The organism is Paenalcaligenes sp. DL 463 (assembly GCF_057475185.1).
Window position 1 is genome coordinate 728,941 of sequence record NZ_JBYBKX010000001.1, and the last position, 16,194, is coordinate 745,134.

Annotated in this window: 18 protein-coding genes; 10 read left to right on the plus strand and 8 right to left on the minus strand. The window is 50.5% G+C overall.

What is annotated here, in order from left to right:
- The first annotated feature begins 12 nt into the window (after positions 1-12).
- From AC2UZI_RS03380 to AC2UZI_RS03400, 5 genes are read left to right on the plus strand one after another with little or no spacing between them, the layout of a single operon-like run.
- Entirely contained in the window at positions 13-987 is a 975-nt protein-coding gene (locus AC2UZI_RS03380; protein WP_486942415.1) for an ABC transporter permease, read from the plus strand.
- Entirely contained in the window at positions 984-1,916 is a 933-nt protein-coding gene (locus AC2UZI_RS03385) for an ABC transporter permease (protein ID WP_486942416.1), read from the plus strand. Before AC2UZI_RS03380 ends, AC2UZI_RS03385 begins: the two co-directional genes overlap by 4 nt.
- A gap of 8 nt (positions 1,917-1,924) precedes the next feature.
- Positions 1,925-2,902: an ABC transporter ATP-binding protein gene (locus AC2UZI_RS03390; protein WP_486942417.1), complete on the plus strand. Its 978-nt coding sequence runs from the start codon at positions 1,925-1,927 to the stop codon at positions 2,900-2,902.
- Positions 2,899-3,918, plus strand: a complete 1,020-nt coding sequence (locus AC2UZI_RS03395) for an ABC transporter ATP-binding protein (RefSeq protein ID WP_486942418.1) — start codon at positions 2,899-2,901, stop codon at positions 3,916-3,918. Before AC2UZI_RS03390 ends, AC2UZI_RS03395 begins: the two co-directional genes overlap by 4 nt.
- A gap of 54 nt (positions 3,919-3,972) precedes the next feature.
- Positions 3,973-4,833: an N-formylglutamate amidohydrolase gene (locus tag AC2UZI_RS03400; RefSeq protein WP_486942419.1), complete on the plus strand. Its 861-nt coding sequence runs from the start codon at positions 3,973-3,975 to the stop codon at positions 4,831-4,833.
- A gap of 48 nt (positions 4,834-4,881) precedes the next feature.
- Here AC2UZI_RS03400 and AC2UZI_RS03405 read toward each other — a convergent pair whose 3' ends face one another.
- A complete protein-coding gene (locus tag AC2UZI_RS03405) occupies positions 4,882-5,412 on the minus strand; it encodes a carboxymuconolactone decarboxylase family protein (RefSeq protein WP_486942420.1) in 531 nt (176 codons plus the stop codon).
- Positions 5,413-5,426: 14 nt separating this feature from the next.
- Positions 5,427-6,773 (minus strand): aspartate aminotransferase family protein, encoded by a 1,347-nt coding sequence (locus AC2UZI_RS03410; RefSeq protein WP_486942421.1) that lies wholly within the window; start codon positions 6,771-6,773, stop codon positions 5,427-5,429.
- A gap of 74 nt (positions 6,774-6,847) precedes the next feature.
- Here AC2UZI_RS03410 and AC2UZI_RS03415 point away from each other — a divergent pair, with 74 nt between their 5' ends.
- Positions 6,848-7,831 carry a MurR/RpiR family transcriptional regulator gene (locus AC2UZI_RS03415; RefSeq protein ID WP_486942422.1) on the plus strand — a complete coding sequence of 328 codons (984 nt, stop codon included), beginning with the start codon at positions 6,848-6,850 and terminating at the stop codon, positions 7,829-7,831.
- 32 nt (positions 7,832-7,863) lie between these two features.
- On the opposite strand, the gene AC2UZI_RS03420 is transcribed toward AC2UZI_RS03415, so the two are convergent.
- A complete protein-coding gene (locus AC2UZI_RS03420) occupies positions 7,864-8,415 on the minus strand; it encodes a cob(I)yrinic acid a,c-diamide adenosyltransferase (protein ID WP_486942423.1) in 552 nt (183 codons plus the stop codon).
- Positions 8,416-8,545: 130 nt separating this feature from the next.
- Here AC2UZI_RS03420 and AC2UZI_RS03425 point away from each other — a divergent pair, with 130 nt between their 5' ends.
- A complete protein-coding gene (locus AC2UZI_RS03425) occupies positions 8,546-8,851 on the plus strand; it encodes a copper-binding protein (RefSeq protein ID WP_486942424.1) in 306 nt (101 codons plus the stop codon).
- 94 nt (positions 8,852-8,945) lie between these two features.
- Here AC2UZI_RS03425 and hslU read toward each other — a convergent pair whose 3' ends face one another.
- From hslU to AC2UZI_RS03450, 5 genes are all read right to left on the minus strand, one after another.
- Positions 8,946-10,277 carry an ATP-dependent protease ATPase subunit HslU gene (gene hslU, locus AC2UZI_RS03430; protein WP_486942425.1) on the minus strand — a complete coding sequence of 444 codons (1,332 nt, stop codon included), beginning with the start codon at positions 10,275-10,277 and terminating at the stop codon, positions 8,946-8,948.
- 23 nt (positions 10,278-10,300) lie between these two features.
- A complete protein-coding gene (gene hslV / locus AC2UZI_RS03435; protein ID WP_486942426.1) occupies positions 10,301-10,834 on the minus strand; it encodes an ATP-dependent protease subunit HslV in 534 nt (177 codons plus the stop codon).
- 189 nt (positions 10,835-11,023) lie between these two features.
- On the minus strand, positions 11,024-11,467 hold the full coding sequence (gene dksA / locus AC2UZI_RS03440; RefSeq protein WP_486942427.1) for an RNA polymerase-binding protein DksA: 444 nt from the start codon (positions 11,465-11,467) through the stop codon (positions 11,024-11,026).
- 54 nt (positions 11,468-11,521) lie between these two features.
- Complete coding sequence (locus tag AC2UZI_RS03445) at positions 11,522-12,598, minus strand: CobW family GTP-binding protein (protein ID WP_486942428.1); 1,077 nt, start codon at positions 12,596-12,598, stop codon at positions 11,522-11,524.
- A gap of 175 nt (positions 12,599-12,773) precedes the next feature.
- Positions 12,774-13,274, minus strand: a complete 501-nt coding sequence (locus tag AC2UZI_RS03450) for a Fur family transcriptional regulator (RefSeq protein WP_486942429.1) — start codon at positions 13,272-13,274, stop codon at positions 12,774-12,776.
- A 234-nt stretch (positions 13,275-13,508) separates the two neighbouring features.
- Between AC2UZI_RS03450 and AC2UZI_RS03455 the strand changes: the two genes are divergently transcribed.
- From AC2UZI_RS03455 to AC2UZI_RS03465, 3 genes are read left to right on the plus strand one after another with little or no spacing between them, the layout of a single operon-like run.
- Positions 13,509-14,243: a metal ABC transporter ATP-binding protein gene (locus AC2UZI_RS03455; protein WP_486942430.1), complete on the plus strand. Its 735-nt coding sequence runs from the start codon at positions 13,509-13,511 to the stop codon at positions 14,241-14,243.
- Positions 14,243-15,136: a metal ABC transporter permease gene (locus AC2UZI_RS03460; protein ID WP_486943703.1), complete on the plus strand. Its 894-nt coding sequence runs from the start codon at positions 14,243-14,245 to the stop codon at positions 15,134-15,136. Before AC2UZI_RS03455 ends, AC2UZI_RS03460 begins: the two co-directional genes overlap by 1 nt.
- 3 nt (positions 15,137-15,139) lie before the next feature.
- Complete coding sequence (locus AC2UZI_RS03465) at positions 15,140-16,186, plus strand: metal ABC transporter solute-binding protein, Zn/Mn family (RefSeq protein ID WP_486942431.1); 1,047 nt, start codon at positions 15,140-15,142, stop codon at positions 16,184-16,186.
- Positions 16,187-16,194 lie beyond the last annotated feature (8 nt).

Below are 16,194 nucleotides of genomic sequence, written 5' to 3' on the forward strand. Positions count from 1 at the left end.
AGGTGTCCTATTGTGTTAGCCACAATAATTAGACGCCTCATTCAGACCGCCGTTGCTGTGCTGGTGATGTCAGCACTGGTTTTCTGCGGTCTTTATATGATTGGCGACCCCATTTCCATGTTGGCCAGCCCAGAGGCATCTGAGCTTGAGCGTGAGGCCATACGTCGTAATTTAGGGCTAGATTTACCGCTATGGACGCAATATGGCATTTTCCTTAGTAAGGCCATACAGCTGGATTTTGGCAACAGCTTTCTAAATGGTGAGTCGGCCATGCGTTTAATTCTTGAACGCATGCCGGCCACCTTAGAGTTGGCAACGCTTGCCATGTTGATGTCGCTGTTGATAGGCATCCCGCTTGGGATTTACGCAGGTCTTTATCCCAATGGGTGGGGGGCGAAATCGGTTATGGCCGGCTCGGTGTTGGGCTTTTCTTTGCCCAACTTTTGGGTAGGTCTAATGCTGATTATGGTGTTTGCGGTCATGTTGGGTTGGCTGCCAGCAGGAGGTCGTGGCCCAACTATTGATGTCGGACCTATAGAGCTTAGTGTTTTTAGTTGGCAAGGTCTTCAGCATTTATGGCTGCCCGCTGCCACCATCGCGACAGCTAAGTGCGCGTTGATTATTCGAGTCACACGGGCCGCTACACGCGAATGTTTGCCACAAGACTACATTAAGTTTGCTCGTGCAAAGGGACTACGGGAAAAAAGGGTGTTGGGCGTGCACCTACTGAAAAACATCTTGATTCCTATCGTCACGATCGGTGGTCTCGAATATGGGCAGGTTATCGCCTTTGCTGTGGTGACGGAAACCGTTTTTTCATGGCCGGGAATGGGGAAGCTGCTCATTGATTCCATCATTACCTTAGATCGACCGGTGGTTGTGGCTTATCTCATGCTAACGGTGGTGTTTTTAGCGTTGTTGAATCTGGTAGTCGACATTCTGTACACGGTGCTTGATCCGCGTGTGCGTTTAGAGGGGGCCGCATGAGCAAACCTGACTCAACGGTATGGCAACCGGAAGAAAAACACTCGCTTATACAACAACAAAGCTTATGGGGGCAGTTTGTTAGCCAGTTCACGTCAAACAAACTGGCCGTATTTGGATTGTTGCTATTGATCGTTTTTGTCTCAATGGCTGTGCTTGCACCGTGGATTGCGCCACAGAACCCCTTTGATATTGCGACCTTGGATATTTTTGACACCAAACTGCCACCGGGAACACAAAGCAGTGATGGCAGTATCACCTATTGGCTAGGCACTGATGGACAAGCGCGTGATGTGTTTTCTGCCATTTTATATGGCATGCGCATCAGTTTAGTCGTGGGTTTTGTTTCAGTAACAGCGGCTTTTTTAATCGGCACGATGGCGGGCTTGGTGTCGGCTTACTTCGGCGGAAAAATCGATGCGTTGATCATGCGTATCGTTGACATACAGTTGTCGTTCCCCGCTATTCTTGTCGCACTTATTTTGCTGGCTGTGCTGGGTAAGGGGGTGGATAAGGTCATCATTGCCTTGATTGTGGTGCAATGGGCGTACTTTGCTCGAGCCGCGCGAGGGGCTGCCATCGTCGAACGCAATAAGGAATACATTGAGGCGGCGCGTAGTTTGGGCTTGCCTTGGCAGCGTATTTTGCGTCGCCACGTGTTTCCGAACTGTATCCCACCACTTATGGTCATTGCCACCATCGATTTGGCACATGCTATTGCCTTAGAGGCGACCCTTTCGTTTCTTGGTGTGGGGGTTCCTGTCACTGAACCGTCGCTGGGCATGTTGATTTCAAACGGTTTTGAGTTCTTATTATCGGGCTACTACTGGATCTCATTCTTTCCAGGTTTGGCCTTAGCCATCATTGTGATTGCCATTAATTTGGTGGGCGATCACTTGCGCGATATTTTAAATCCTCGAAACGAGATTTAGGAGCCTTCATGTCAATAGCTGAACCCTTATTGAAGGTGGAAGAATTAAAAACATGGTTTCACACGCGCGCTGGTGTCGTTAAGGCGGTCAATGATGTGTCACTACAGCTGCACGCTGGCGAAGTGTTGGGGTTGGTGGGTGAGTCAGGTTCAGGGAAAAGCATTACCGGCTTTTCGTTAATGAGGCTGATTGATCATCCCGGTAAGATTCAAGCCTCGGCGATCACCTTTGATGGACATGACTTGCTGACACTCGATAACGAGTCTTATCGACAATTGCGTGGCAACGAGATAGCGATGATCTTTCAAGATCCGATGATGACGCTTAATCCCGCGCTGCGTATCGACACACAAATGATCGAAACCATTCAAGCGCATCAATCTTGTACTGTGGAGCAAGCCCGGACTCGGTCTTTGGAGGTGCTTAATCAGGTGGGTATTCCAGCCCCCGCCGAGCGTTTGCGTTCTTATCCACATCAGCTTTCAGGGGGAATGCGGCAACGAGTGGCCATTGCCATCGCTTTATTGAATCGGCCCAAGCTGATTATTGCCGATGAACCCACCACGGCCTTGGATGTCACGATACAAGGGCAAATACTCTACGAGGTGCAACGACTGTGTAGTGAGACGGGCACGGCATTAATTTGGATCACGCATGATTTAGCTGTGGTGTCAGGTTTGGCACATCGATTGGCGGTGATGTATGCAGGGCGTATCGTAGAAAGTGGCCCTACGGCAGAGCTGATTAGTGCTTCCTTACATCCTTACACTCAAGGCTTGATGGCGTCTATTCCGTCTGCATCAACGCGTGGTCGTGAGCTTTTTCAAATACCGGGTGCTACCCCTTCCTTGTTGAATCTTGCGCAAGGGTGTGCCTTTCGTTTTCGCTGTGCTCGTGCAACGTCGCAATGTGAAAGTGATCCACCAGAAGAAAGGGTCAGTGCCACGCACACTGTGCGTTGCTGGCATAAGGGGGTAGCCGCGTGAGCCATATACTTGAAATCAGTAATTTGCGCCGTGAGTTCACGCCACCCACTGACGCGATTAGCCGTTTTAGCGATTGGGTACAACGACGTCCTACCTTGGGTTCAGTGCAGGCCGTGGCGGGAATCAATTTGCAAGTTAAAGCCGGTGAAGTCGTAGGGATTGTTGGCGAGTCTGGATGCGGGAAATCGACCTTAGGCCGCATGCTGGCAGGCATCTTATCGCCCAGTTCAGGGGAAATCCGTTTTAAAGGACAATCGGTACAGCAGCTTAGCGCTCAAGCAAGACGAGAGTACGAGCTGGCAGTGCAAATGATCTTTCAAGATCCGTTCTCGTCGCTGAATCCGCGCATGCGTGTGATTGATATTATTGGCGAGGCCCCCGTCGTACATGGCCTGATTCGTCGTGCAGAGCAAGAAAGTTACGTAGTGGGGTTGATGGAGCGCGTTGGTTTGGATACGTCTACACGCTTTCGTTACCCGCATCAGTTCTCTGGCGGGCAACGTCAACGCATCGGTGTCGCACGCGCTCTTGCCCTGAATCCGACGATACTGGTGTGCGATGAAGCGGTAGCTGCACTGGATGTGTCCATACAAGCTCAAGTGCTTAATTTGTTCATCCGCTTACAGAAAGAGCTGGGCTTAACCTATTTATTTATCAGTCATAATTTGGGGGTAGTGAGCCATCTCGCTGATCGAGTGATGATCATGTATTTGGGTAAAATGGTGGAAATCGGTGATACCACCACCATCTTTGAGCGCGCGTCACACCCCTACACCCAGGCGCTTATCCAAGAGCTGCCTGAGTTACGCCTGAGCCAGCGAGATTTTGTTCCCATCAAGGGCGAGCTTCCTTCACCATTAAACCCGCCCTCTGGGTGTGCCTTTCACCCGCGCTGTCCACATGCCTTTGAGCGATGCGTACATGAAGAACCCTTGTTAAAAGAGTTAGGTCGCACTCAAGATGGTATTGCGCATGCGAGTGCATGCCATTTGAATGATAGGTCTGTAACGCGTTGATTTAACCGAGTCTACGCTCTTCGATTTACATCGTATTCCTTTTCAGGAGGTCTCATGCAGTTTGTAGATCACGATTTTCCGCCTTATGTTTTACGTCACCCTGCGGGTGAAGTGTTACCGCTGTTATGTGACTCCCCGCACAGTGGCGTGATGTACCCTAGCGATTTTGATAGTTGCTTACCGGCCTCGGTATTACGGTCTGGGGAAGATACTCATGTTGATGAGTTGTGGTCAACGTTACCCAGTGTCGGGGCCACATTGTTGACGGCTAATTTCCCGCGTACATACATTGATCCAAATCGTGACGAGAGTGATATTGACCCTGATATTTTGTTAGAGCCCTGGCCGACACGACTAGCGCCTACCGAGAAATCGGCATTAGGGCATGGCTTGATTTGGCGTCAAACTCGCGGCCAAGACATTTATGACCGAAAAATGTTTGTGGCTGAGATAGAAAGCCGTATTCGAAAATTTCACCGTCCTTACCATGCGGCGTTGGCCGAACAAGCGGAGGCGCTTTACGAGCGGTTTGGCTCGTTATGGCACTTAAACTTGCATTCCATGCCTTCTGACGCTTACGAAGCCTTGGGCTTAAGCAACGATAACGTGCTTGCGGACTTTGTGTTGGGGGACCGCGATGGTACAACGTGTGAGCCTGAGTTTATTGAAGTCATGCAAGAGTTTTTGCTTGGGCGCGGTTATAGCGTGGCGTGTAATGACCCCTACAAAGGGGTGGCGTTAATTGCGCGGATGGGTCAGCCTAGTGCTGGGAAGCACAGTTTGCAGGTTGAAATTAATAGGGCGATTTACATGGATGAGTTGAGCTATGAAAAGACGTCAAACTTTAAGGTCTTGCAAAAAGATCTGGTCGACTTAAGTCAACACATGGCCTCCTACGTCAGAGATAGCCTATGAAGCACAGCAAGCCGCCCCAATGGCAGGGCGGCTTGCTGCTTAGGACATTTAGCGATGGCCCTCGTCGTCACTATGGACCTCTAAAGCCTCGAGAAAACGAGACACCATATTGTAAGTCGCGATGGTGGCGGTGATTTCCACCACTTCTTGCTGAGAAAACTGCTGTTTTACCTGCTCAAAAACGGGGTCTGGCACCTGCACGTTAATGCTCATCTCATCGGTGTAGGCCAATACGGCCTGTTCGCGCTCGTTAAACAAGTCTGATTCTGACCAGTCCGCTAAGGCATCAAGCTGAGCTTGGCTAAGACCTTCTTTGAGGGCAATAGGGGCATGCTGATCGGCCTCATACGGAGCGCGATTCAAGATGGCTACACGCATAATAATAAGTTCGCGTATATCGCCTGAGATACTGCTGTGTAAACGTATTCCACTGAGGTGATTCAACCAACCCGACGCGATAGGTGGGCTATTCAATAGCATTTGATATAACAGCAAAACACTGCCACGTTCTTGCGTAATTTTTTCAACTAAGGGACTAACGTCGGGTGAGTGTAAATCGGCATAAGGAATACGTGCCATGAAAACTCCATCGTTTAGGCTGCAATAGCGGTGGTGGAAACAGGTAGCACCTCGTGAATGGTGGCGCTTAACAACTCAACAATACGACTGATATCCGCAGCGGTGCAAATAAAGGGCGGCGCTAACAGTATATGATCACCCATGACACCGTCCACGGTACCCCCTCCTGGGTAGATCAGTAGGCCATGCTCTTTCGCCACGGCTTTGATTTTTACATGGGTTTTGAGTGCTGGGTCTAAGGGCATTTTTGTGTTTCGATCGGCGACGAGTTCTATGCCTACAAATAAACCACGGCCTCGAATATCGCCAACGTTGGGGTGGGCGCCGAGTTGGGTATGCAGCGCTGAGCGCAATTGCTCACCCCGTTCGCGTACGTTTTCAAGCAGATTGTCCCGTTCAATAATGCGTTGTACTTCGAGGGCAGCCGCGCAGGCAGTGGCGTGACCCATGTAGGTGTGCCCATGCTGGAAAAAGCCTGAGCCGTTAACAATGCGCTGATAAATACGATCGCTGGCAAGCATGGCTCCGATGGGCTGATAACCAGCACCTAAGCCTTTGGCAATCGTTAGAATATCAGGGGTGACGCCGTCTTCTGCGCATGCAAATAAATGTCCAGTGCGGCCCATGCCAGCCATGACTTCATCAAAAATCAACAACACACCGTAGCGGTCGCAGACCTCTCGAATTTTCTGTAGGTAACCCTCTACCGGAGGTAATACACCGGCAGTTGCTCCCACGACGGGCTCGGCCACAAAGGCGGCGACCTTTTCAGGACCGATCTCGAGTATCTTGTTTTCGAGTTCATCGGCGAGACGCTGCGCGTAGTCGAGCTCGCTTTCGTCGGCGGCTTGATCTCGGTATGCATAGCAAGCCGAGACATGGTGAGTTTCAGTGAGTAGGGGTAAAAAAGGCTCACGGCGCCATGCATTACCGCCAATCGCTAAGGCGCCCAGCGTATTGCCGTGATAGCTTTGGCGTCTGGCGATGTAAACACTGCGACTGGTTTCGTTGTTTTCAACAAAATATTGTCGAGCCAGTTTTAACGCGGCTTCGACGGCTTCTGAGCCCCCCGAGACGAAGTAAACGTGATTCAAATCGCCAGGTGCTCGCTCGGCCAGAAAGTCAGCAAGGTCTTCAGCGGCTTGCGTCGTGAAAAATGACGTGTGCGCATAGGCAATGGCATCAACCTGACGCTTAATGGCCGCAATGACTTCAGCGTGTCCATGGCCTAAGCAGGACACCGCAGCGCCACCGGAAGCATCAATGTAGCGTTTGCCGGTTTGATCAATAAGTTCAATTCCCATGGCGCTAACCGCTTTGGGCAATTCAACGTTAGGGTTGCGATGAAAGACATGTGACATAAGAAAGCTCGCTGATGAAATGAATGTAGTAGTGCAGCGCATAAATGAAACGTTTGTTGAATTTATAGTATCGCATGAAACAGATAAATCAAAACTCAAGGCCGGCAGCGTTGTTATTTATCGTGTTTATGTGGTCTATTCGCGTCATTCCTACGCGTTATACTCACACCATGACTACGGAAAATACTTCAGCTCCCACGACGGTCGACGCCTTAACGCAGCGATTGCAAAATGAGTTCGCCAGCATGTCGCCTCAATTTCAGGTGGGGGCGCGCTATGTCTTACGTCATCCCGAAGACATTCCTTTGTTATCAATGCGCGAGATCGCAACACGGGCTGAAGTTCAGCCAGCAACGCTTGTGCGTTTAGCGCAATCCTTAGGGTATGAAGGGTGGGCTGGCGTTAAGGCCGTTTTTACACGAGCGTTACAGCAAGGGCCCAAGCGGTACGCCGAACAAGCTAAGGCCGTGGTGAAAAGTCGTAATCCCAAAGGCATGGCTGAAAAAACACTGGCGGCGCAGTCGCTGAATATTCAGTCGCTTATGGATTTAAATGCCGAGCGGTTTGTGCCCGCCATCGAGTTAATCGTTAAGGCAAAACGAGTGTACGTGGCGGGTTTTAGGGCTTCTTATGCGGCAGCCTTTAGTTTTCATTATCTGTATCGCTTATTTCGGCCGTCAGTAACAATGCTACGAAGCGACGCAGGGACTTTAGAGGTCGAGCTGCGTACGTTAAGGCCTGATGATGTGGTGGTGCTAATTGCTTTTGCCCCGTATTCGCACGAGGTAGTGCGTGTCTACGAGGCCGCGTTGGCTTCAAAAAGTAAGGTCTTAGCCATTTGCGACAGTTTGGTTGCACCCATCGCTTTAGAGGCCGAGCACACGTTGTTGTTTAACACCGATGTGCCCTCGTTTTTCCCTTCGTCCAGTGCGTCGGTAGCCTTGGTCGAGCTCTTGGTTGAGCAGTTGTTAGCGAAAACAGGGAAGCGAGCCGTAAGTGGTATTGAGCAGGCCGAAGATCAATTGCATCGTAGTGGGGCTTACTGGGTTCAGAAGTAAAGCTCAAACTCCTCAGCATTGTGACGACAGCCTTAGCTGCTGCGTGTTCGATCCCACAACACATCGGGTTGACCCGCTTCTTTATTGAGGACGCGGGCTAAGACAAAGCAAAGGTCGGATAGGCGATTCAGATACTGCTGTACGGGGGCTTCTATTTCTTCGTCTTGCATCAACGCAACGACCGCGCGTTCGGTTCGTCGGGCGACGGTACGCGCTAAATGTGCGAGTCCTGCTGCGTTACACCCTCCAGGTAAAATGAACTCCTCGAGCTTTCCAAGGTCTTTATTGTGGTGCGACACAGCCTCTTCTAGATTTTTTACATGGTGTTCGGTCATTACCACGTGACCCGGAATGCACAGTTCGGCACCCATCTCAAAAAGGTCATGTTGTATGGTTGAAAGTAAGGCATCAACGGCGGTGGGCAGCGGTGCGCTGCGCCATAAACCGATAATACTGTTCAGCTCGTCCACCTCACCAAGAGCGTGAATGCGTTTGCTACTTTTGCTCAGTCGCGACCCATCGCCTAAGCAGGTTTGACCGTCGTCCCCGGTGCGAGTGGTGATAATTGATAAGCGTGTGGTCATAGTAATGAATGATGAAGAGGTGGGCGGTGCGATATTTGTGTGAGAAAAATCGTGTTATGTTTGTTCACGGTTTTTCCAGAGAATCGCGTTATGCTGTGTGTAGTCATCTGGTTTTTTTGGAGTGTAGTGTATGACATTTAATACAAGCCGCTTAGCTTCTGCCGCCTTATTAGGCGCAGCGCTTAGCACATCTGCTTATATCAGTGTAGCTCAAGCCCAAGAGGCAACAGCCAGTGGGGAAGTGCGTCGTGTTGACGCTGCGGCAGGAAAAATCACGCTTAAACACGGTAGTATCGATGCGCTACAGCTTCCAGGGATGACACTGGTTTATATCATTAATCCTGCGTTGCTTGAGGGGATCCAGCCCGGCGATAAGGTGCGATTCACGGCTAAACGTGAGAACGAGCAGTACGTGGTTATTAAAATTCAAAAGTAACGAGAACACCTACGCTGGATCACAACAAAAATCCCGTCCGCATGAATGGATCACGCGGACGGGATTTTTATCAGTCTAGCAATGCAACGATTGCCTATAGCACGTAACGGGCAAGATCTTGGCTTGCAGCGGTTTCTTGCAGTTGTTCATTGACGTAATCGGCATCAATTACCACCGTTTCGGCGGATTTACTACTCGCATCGTAAGATAAGTCTTCGAGCAGTTTCTCCATCACGGTGTATAGGCGGCGAGCACCGATATTTTCAGTACGCTCGTTAACCTCGAAAGCCAGTTCGGCTAGACGACGGATGCCTTCAGGGCGGAAGTCTAACGTCACATCTTCAGTGCCTAGCAATGCCGTGTATTGCTTCGTAAGCGATGAGTCTGTGTCAGATAAGATCTGAACAAAATCGTCAGCAGTTAATGAGTCAAGCTCAACACGAATTGGAAAACGACCTTGGAGTTCAGGAATTAAGTCCGAAGGACGTGATAGATGGAAAGCACCTGAAGCGATAAATAAAATGTGGTCAGTGCGTACGACACCGTATTTGGTGTTAACGGTTGTGCCTTCTACTAAAGGCAGAAGGTCGCGCTGTACACCTTGTCGTGAGACCTCACCGCTGGTGTTGCCTTCACGGGCTGTAATCTTATCGATTTCATCTAAGAACACAATGCCGTTTTGTTCGGCGTTATGTACGGCGGCAGCACGTAGCTCTTCTTCGTTGACACGCTTAGCGGCTTCCTCTTCGGTCAACAATTTAAAGGCTTCTTTAACCTTAAGCTTACGCTTCTTGGTTTTATCACGGCCTAGGCCTGCAAACATACCACGCAACTGTTCGGTCATTTCCTCCATACCGGGAGGGGCCATGATTTCCATTTGTGGCATGGTTTGGGCGATATCGATTTCAATTTCAGTGTCATCGATTTTGCCTTCACGTAAACGCTTGCGGAAAACTTGGCGTGTGGTGTTTTCTTCGCGCTCTGGCTGGCCGTAGCTATCACGAGCAGGTGGGACAAGGGCGTCCAAAATACGATCTTCAGCGGCCTCTTCGGCATGACTGCGTACGCGACGCATCTCTAGTTCGCGAGTTTGTTTCACCGACGCATCCACAAGGTCACGAATGATCGTTTCGACGTCGCGACCCACATAGCCGACTTCTGTAAACTTTGTGGCTTCAATTTTAATGAAAGGTGCATTGGCCAGTTTGGCCAGACGGCGAGCAATTTCGGTCTTACCGACACCGGTAGGGCCAATCATTAAGATGTTTTTGGGTACGATTTCGTGACGCAGCGGCTCGTCAACTTGTTGTCGACGCCAGCGGTTACGCAGGGCCACAGCAACCGAGCGCTTAGCCCGGTTTTGGCCAATGATGTTTTTATCAAGTTCGGAGACGATTTCTCCGGGAGTCATAGACGATGCAGACATAAAGTGGGAAACCTTTACAGTAGTCAAAGCGTTTCAACAACGTGATTATTATTAGTATAAATACAAAGATCACCAGCAATTTCTAGTGACTTTTTCACAATATCGGCCGGTGCAAGATCGGTATTATGCAAAAGGGCCAAACCCGCTGATTGTGCGTAGGAGCCGCCTGAACCGATAGCCGCTAAGCCATGTTCAGGTTCCAGCACATCGCCATTACCGGTCAGGACTAAGGTGTGCTCTTTGTCGGCAACAATGAGCATGGCTTCTAATCGGCGTAAGGCGCGGTCTGTACGCCAGTCGCGTGTTAATTCGACAGCAGCGCGTAGCAAGTGACCTTGATGCTTTTCCAGTTTGGCTTCAAAAAGCTCGAGCAGCGTAAAGGCATCGGCTGTAGCACCTGCGAAGCCTGCCAATACGGAATCTTTATAAAGACGGCGAATTTTCCGAGCAGTGGCTTTCACCACGACATTGCCCAGCGTAACTTGCCCATCGCCACCAATGGCGACATCTTCGCCGCGACGAACGGCAATAATAGTTGTGGCGTGAAATTGTTCCATGTAATCCTTCCTTAGTTGATTAGCAGATGGGGCTAGGTCAGTAAAACTTCAAGGGCGATTGATCAAACCAGACGTATAAAAGAGCAAAAAGCCACGATACTGGCACAGTACGTGGCTTTTAAATGGCGTGCAATGGTTAGCGTGGCGGCATACTGTGCCGCTACGTTAACGGACTACGACGAGTGATGGTTAGTCACCATACATCTTCTGACGTTTTTCGCGTCGTTCTTGCGCTTCGAGAGATAAGTTCGCTGTAGGGCGGGCGAGTAAGCGTTTTAAGCCTATGGGCTCGCCTGTCTCTTCGCACCAACCGTATTCGCCTGAGTCAATGATATGTATGGACTGCTGAACTTTTTTCAACAGTTTGCGCTCACGGTCGCGGGTGCGAAGTTCAAGAGCGTGCTCTTCTTCGATTGTGGCACGGTCAGCTGGATCAGGAACAAACTGTGTTTCGCGCAGGTTCTCGGTGGTTGCACCGGCGTTAGCGAGAATTTCCTGTTCGAGTTCGCGTAGGCGATTTTTAAAGAATGCCAATTGAGCGGCATTCATGTAGCTGCTCTCTGGCATGGCTAGTAGCTCTTCGACTGTTAATAGCGGAGCTTGCGTATCGTTTTCATTTATATTGCTTGCCATGATGTTTCCTTTTTTATCGTAATAGAACGTGATGGATGTTTGGTCTGCAACGGGTTAAACCAAACAGTGCTCAAGTCCTTGCGTAAAAATCTCCTGAGGTAGTTCGCGGCCTATAAATACCATTTTGGTCTCAGGCTTTTCATTGGCTAACCACGGTTTTCCGGGTTCAGCCCCCATCATCATGTGCACGCCCTGAAAGAGCATGCGGCGATTCACGCCTTTTATGTAGAGAATACCTTTGTAGCGTAGCAGGTCGGGACCAAAAACTTGCGTTACACCACCAAGGAAGTCCTCAAGTCGTTCGGGATCGAATGCGCGCTTAGAGCGAAATACAAACGCCCCGATTTCATCATTGTGAGCAGCGTGATGATGGTGATCGTGGTGTGTGCACCCGGTACCACACGATTCATCATGCTCATGCTCGTGGTCACTGTGGTCGTGTTTCTGCTCGGGGGTTTCGTTTAGAAACTCGGGATCAATATCTAATACGGCGTTGAGATTGAAACCACTGATATCCAGTAATTCGCTGATGTCAGCCTCGCCGAAGTGTACAGGACTTATTGTGACACGAGGATTAATACGCATTATACGAGCGCGAAGAGCCTCATAATCAGCCTCGTTGACGAGGTCTTTCTTAGAAATCAGTATTTTGTCGGCAAAGCCAATTTGGCGCTGTGACTCTTCCTGCTTATCCAGCGTGACCATCCCGTGCTTAGCATCGACCACGGTAATCACAGCGTCAAGGCGGTAGTACTCGGCGATGTCGTCATCCATGAAGAAGGTTTGACATACTGGGCCGGGGTTTGCCATGCCGGTGGTTTCGATGATGACGCGTTCGAACTGTAGTTCACCTGCTTCGCGGCGGGTACGCAAGTCGTTTAAGGTGCGCATTAAATCGCCCCGAACGGTACAGCATACACAGCCGTTACTGAGTTCGATAATCTCTTCATCGCTGTCTTGAATAAGCAGCTCGTTATCGATGTTTTCAGGCCCGAACTCGTTTTCGATCACGGCAATACGTCGGCCGTGGAACTCAGAGAGTATACGTTTTAGCAGGGTGGTTTTTCCTGCCCCAAGAAAGCCGGTCAAAATGGTGACAGGCATCATATTCTTTTTGGTAGCAGTATTCATAGTGGCCTCGTGGTACCTGTGCTCGGATTACGTCTGTATAAAAGGTAATTCAACGGTTTAATGTGCAAATTTCAACGTGCGATTACATCACAGCCTTGGATTACGGGCAAATGCTTAACCCAAATCGTTTGCTACTGTAGCGGTAAGCAAAGAAGAAATATATACGGTTTGGCCCTTAGTCGCTATGTTTTCGAGTGCAGGCTTGGGTCGGAACTGTATCTGAAATACAGTTTTTGCATAAGGCCTGCAGTTCGGTCTCTACGTTAGAAAGTGTAAAGCCAGCTTGTTCAACGCAGGCCGCAAGTTGCGCGCTAAGGCTGGGTGCACTTAATTCAGCGACGGCTCCGCAATGCGTGCAAACGATCAGTAAATCGTGTGGGTGTCCGTCGGCATCGTGGCAGGCGGTCCAGGCATTCACGGCATCAAGCCGATGTATCAGGCCTTCTTCGGTCAAAAACTCTAACGCACGGTAGACCGTAGGGGGCGCCGCGCCAGGCTGGTCTTGCCTGAATAACTCCAATAACTCGTAGGCCTTGAGGCTACGTTGCTCTCTGAGTAATAGCTCTAGTACTTCACGTCGGATGGGCGTGAGACGCTTGCCACGCTTTTGGCACAACTGCTCTGCAGTATGAAGTTGTGCCTCAATGGCTTGTGGAGTCAGTACGTGTACAGGCATAGTCGGAACAAGACAAAATAGATAGTTATGTTATAACATAACGAGTTGTAGCCAGTGAATTAATCGATCTTAACAGTAAGCCATGCACAAAAGCATAAATGTACCGCCTTCACAGCAACACGTTTTTCGCCGTCCCTATAAAGGAACCGTTTTGCTCGCCTCCGCGCCAGTGCGCGTGTTGAGGGTGCTTGGGGTGGTGGTATTCCTGTGGTGTTTAAGCGCCTTGGCTCTAGGATGGATTTAACACCTTCCATGCATTCAGCAGCCATACAGTTAGATCAGCTCTCCTTAGGTTGGCGCGATAAGGTCGCCGTTCGCGATGTGTCGGGCGAGTTCACACGTGCCGGCTTGTATGCCATTGTGGGCCCGAACGGTGCAGGGAAATCAACCTTACTTAAAGGCATCACTGGGCAACTGAATCCGTTGCGGGGAAAAATACGTCTCGCCGGAAAAGGGCTGCAAGACATCGCTTTTCTTCCACAATTAGGCGAATTAGATCGCAGCTTTCCCATTTCCACCTACGATTTAGTGGCCATGGGTGCTTGGCGACGAGTGGGCATTTGGAAAGGTTTTGCTCGTGAAGAAAGGCAACGGGTTGAGCAAGCTCTGATGCAAGTGGGATTAAGCGATTTTGCGGCTCGGCCTATTGCCACGTTGTCGGGTGGGCAGTTGCAGCGTGCGCTGTTTGCACGGCTGATGATGCGGGACTCTCCTATTATTCTGCTCGACGAGCCTTTTGCCGCTGTCGATAAAGCCACGACGGATGACCTGATGAAGCTGTTGCTTCAGTGGAACCAGCAAGGGCGTACGGTGATTGCCGTTCTACATGACTTAGACATGGTGCGCGAGTTTTTTCCACAAACGCTATTGCTGGCAGGGCAAGCGGTGGCTTGGTGTGATACGGCGGCGGCGTTAAGCGCAGAGAATTTACATATGGCGCGACATCTTTGCGCAGGGGACTATCTGTGATGTGGCTCTACGAGTTATTGCTAGGCCCGTTTGTCGAGTACGGATTTATGCGACGAGCCTTGGCAGGGTCTTTTGCGTTGGCGGCGGCGGCGGGGCCTTTGGGTGTGTTTTTGGTCTTACGGCGCATGAGCTTAATGGGCGATGCGATGGCGCACGCTATTTTGCCTGGCGTGGCGGTAGGGTTTTTAACCGCTGGCTTATCGCTGGGGGCTATGGCCATCGGAGGCATGATTACAGGGCTAGTCGTGGCCCTACTCGCTGGATTTGTGGCGCGGGTGACCCCTTTGCGTGAGGACGCAAGTTTTGCCGCCTTTTATTTGGTTTCGTTGGGGATGGGGGTCTTACTTGTCTCATTACGGGGCTCGAATATGGACCTCATACACGTGTTGTTCGGCACGGTATTAGGTTTGGATGATGCCTCTCTGATTTTGGTCACTAGCACGTCTAGCATTGCCCTGATTGTTTTAGCGATTATTTATCGCCCTTTGGTTTTAGAGTGTTTAGATCCCATTTTCTTGCGCAGTGAAGGCCGAGTCGGGCCATGGGTGCATATGGTCTTCTTGATCTTGCTGGTCATGACTTTGGTGGCAGGCTTTCAGGTGTTAGGTACGTTGATGGTCGTGGGCATTATGATGCTTCCTGCTACAGCCGCGCGTTTTTGGGTGCATTCGGCAAGCTCACAAATGACGCTAGCGGCGGTGATTGGTATGAGTACCTCGTACGCGGGCCTTTTGGCGTCTTATCACTACAACGTGCCTGCTTCACCCGCCATTATCTTGGCTGCAGGAGCGGTTTACTTCTTTTCGATCTGTGTGGGCCCCTACGGCGGGTTAGTGCGTACCGCATGGAAAGCACGAACCCGTCGTCAACGTGTATCTCAATTAGGCGAGTAAATTATGGTGAATCTCTTTTTAACGGGGCAGGCTCGGCGTGCGCTTAGCGTTCAACGTGTGGTCGCGGCGATACTGGCGTTAATGTGTTCTTGCATGAATGTAGCGTGGGCGAAGGCAGACGAGCCTCTGCAAGTGGTCGCTAGCTTTTCTATTTTGGGGGATATGGTTGAGCGAGTCGGGGGGGAAGGCGTTAACGTGAGCGTTATTGTTGACGCTGAAAGTGATGCGCATACTTTTGAGCCCCGTCCCAGCGACACCAAAGCCCTAGCGGCGGCGCAGTTATTGTTTATGAATGGTTTGGACTTTGAGGCTTGGATTCCTCGTTTGGTGCAGTCTGCCGGCTATGCTGGACCACAGGTCGTAGTCTCGAAAGGCATTCAAGCCATACGGTATCAAGACGACGCGCACGGCCATGGCGACTCTGATGGGCATGATCACGATCATCACCATAGCCACGATCACGATCACGATCACGGTCACGATCAAGAGCACACTGGGCATGCGGAGCACCATCATCATGGCGAGTACGATCCACATGCGTGGCAAAGCCTAAGCCATGCGGCGGTGTATGTAAAAAATATTCGAGACGCATTAATACAGCATCGCCCTGCGTCTGCGGAGCTATTTAATAGTAATGCCGCTGCTTATTTGCATGAGTTGGATCAGCTAGACATTGAATTAAAAGCAGGGTTCTCAGCCCTGCCTGCGAAGCAGCGCAAAGTGATCTCATCGCACGATGCCTTTGCTTATTTGGGGGCGCAGTACGGCATCGAATTTATCTCGTTGCTGGGCGTGTCGAACCAAGCCGAGCCTTCAGCGCATGACATTGCCAAGGTCATTAATCAAGCCAAGGCTGAGTCGATTACGGCTATTTTTGTAGAGAACGTGGTTAGCCCCAAATTGGTGGAGCAGGTTGCGCGAGAAACCGGAGCTAAAGTCGGGGGTGTGCTGTATTCGGATGCGCTAGCCAAGGCGCCGCATGAGGCCGATAGTTATCTTGGAATGATGCGCTGGAACGGCACTAAAATTCTCAACGCGGTTAGCCCCTAATGCGCTGT

Bases quoted from the DNA above. Each gene is read 5' to 3' on its own strand.
- AC2UZI_RS03385 (WP_486942416.1), top strand. From the start codon at position 984: ATGAGCAAACCTGACTCAACGGTATGGCAACCGGAAGAAAAACACTCG.
- AC2UZI_RS03390 (WP_486942417.1), top strand. From the start codon at position 1,925: ATGTCAATAGCTGAACCCTTATTGAAGGTGGAAGAATTAAAAACATGG.
- AC2UZI_RS03400 (WP_486942419.1), top strand. From the start codon at position 3,973: ATGCAGTTTGTAGATCACGATTTTCCGCCTTATGTTTTACGTCACCCT.
- AC2UZI_RS03405 (WP_486942420.1), bottom strand. From the start codon at position 5,412: ATGGCACGTATTCCTTATGCCGATTTACACTCACCCGACGTTAGTCCC.
- AC2UZI_RS03410 (WP_486942421.1), bottom strand. From the start codon at position 6,773: ATGTCACATGTCTTTCATCGCAACCCTAACGTTGAATTGCCCAAAGCG.
- AC2UZI_RS03415 (WP_486942422.1), top strand. From the start codon at position 6,848: ATGAAACAGATAAATCAAAACTCAAGGCCGGCAGCGTTGTTATTTATC.
- AC2UZI_RS03420 (WP_486942423.1), bottom strand. From the start codon at position 8,415: ATGACCACACGCTTATCAATTATCACCACTCGCACCGGGGACGACGGT.
- AC2UZI_RS03425 (WP_486942424.1), top strand. From the start codon at position 8,546: ATGACATTTAATACAAGCCGCTTAGCTTCTGCCGCCTTATTAGGCGCA.
- hslU (WP_486942425.1), bottom strand. From the start codon at position 10,277: ATGTCTGCATCGTCTATGACTCCCGGAGAAATCGTCTCCGAACTTGAT.
- hslV (WP_486942426.1), bottom strand. From the start codon at position 10,834: ATGGAACAATTTCACGCCACAACTATTATTGCCGTTCGTCGCGGCGAA.
- dksA (WP_486942427.1), bottom strand. From the start codon at position 11,467: ATGGCAAGCAATATAAATGAAAACGATACGCAAGCTCCGCTATTAACA.
- AC2UZI_RS03445 (WP_486942428.1), bottom strand. From the start codon at position 12,598: ATGAATACTGCTACCAAAAAGAATATGATGCCTGTCACCATTTTGACC.
- AC2UZI_RS03450 (WP_486942429.1), bottom strand. From the start codon at position 13,274: ATGCCTGTACACGTACTGACTCCACAAGCCATTGAGGCACAACTTCAT.
- AC2UZI_RS03455 (WP_486942430.1), top strand. From the start codon at position 13,509: ATGGATTTAACACCTTCCATGCATTCAGCAGCCATACAGTTAGATCAG.
- AC2UZI_RS03460 (WP_486943703.1), top strand. From the start codon at position 14,243: ATGTGGCTCTACGAGTTATTGCTAGGCCCGTTTGTCGAGTACGGATTT.
- AC2UZI_RS03465 (WP_486942431.1), top strand. From the start codon at position 15,140: ATGGTGAATCTCTTTTTAACGGGGCAGGCTCGGCGTGCGCTTAGCGTT.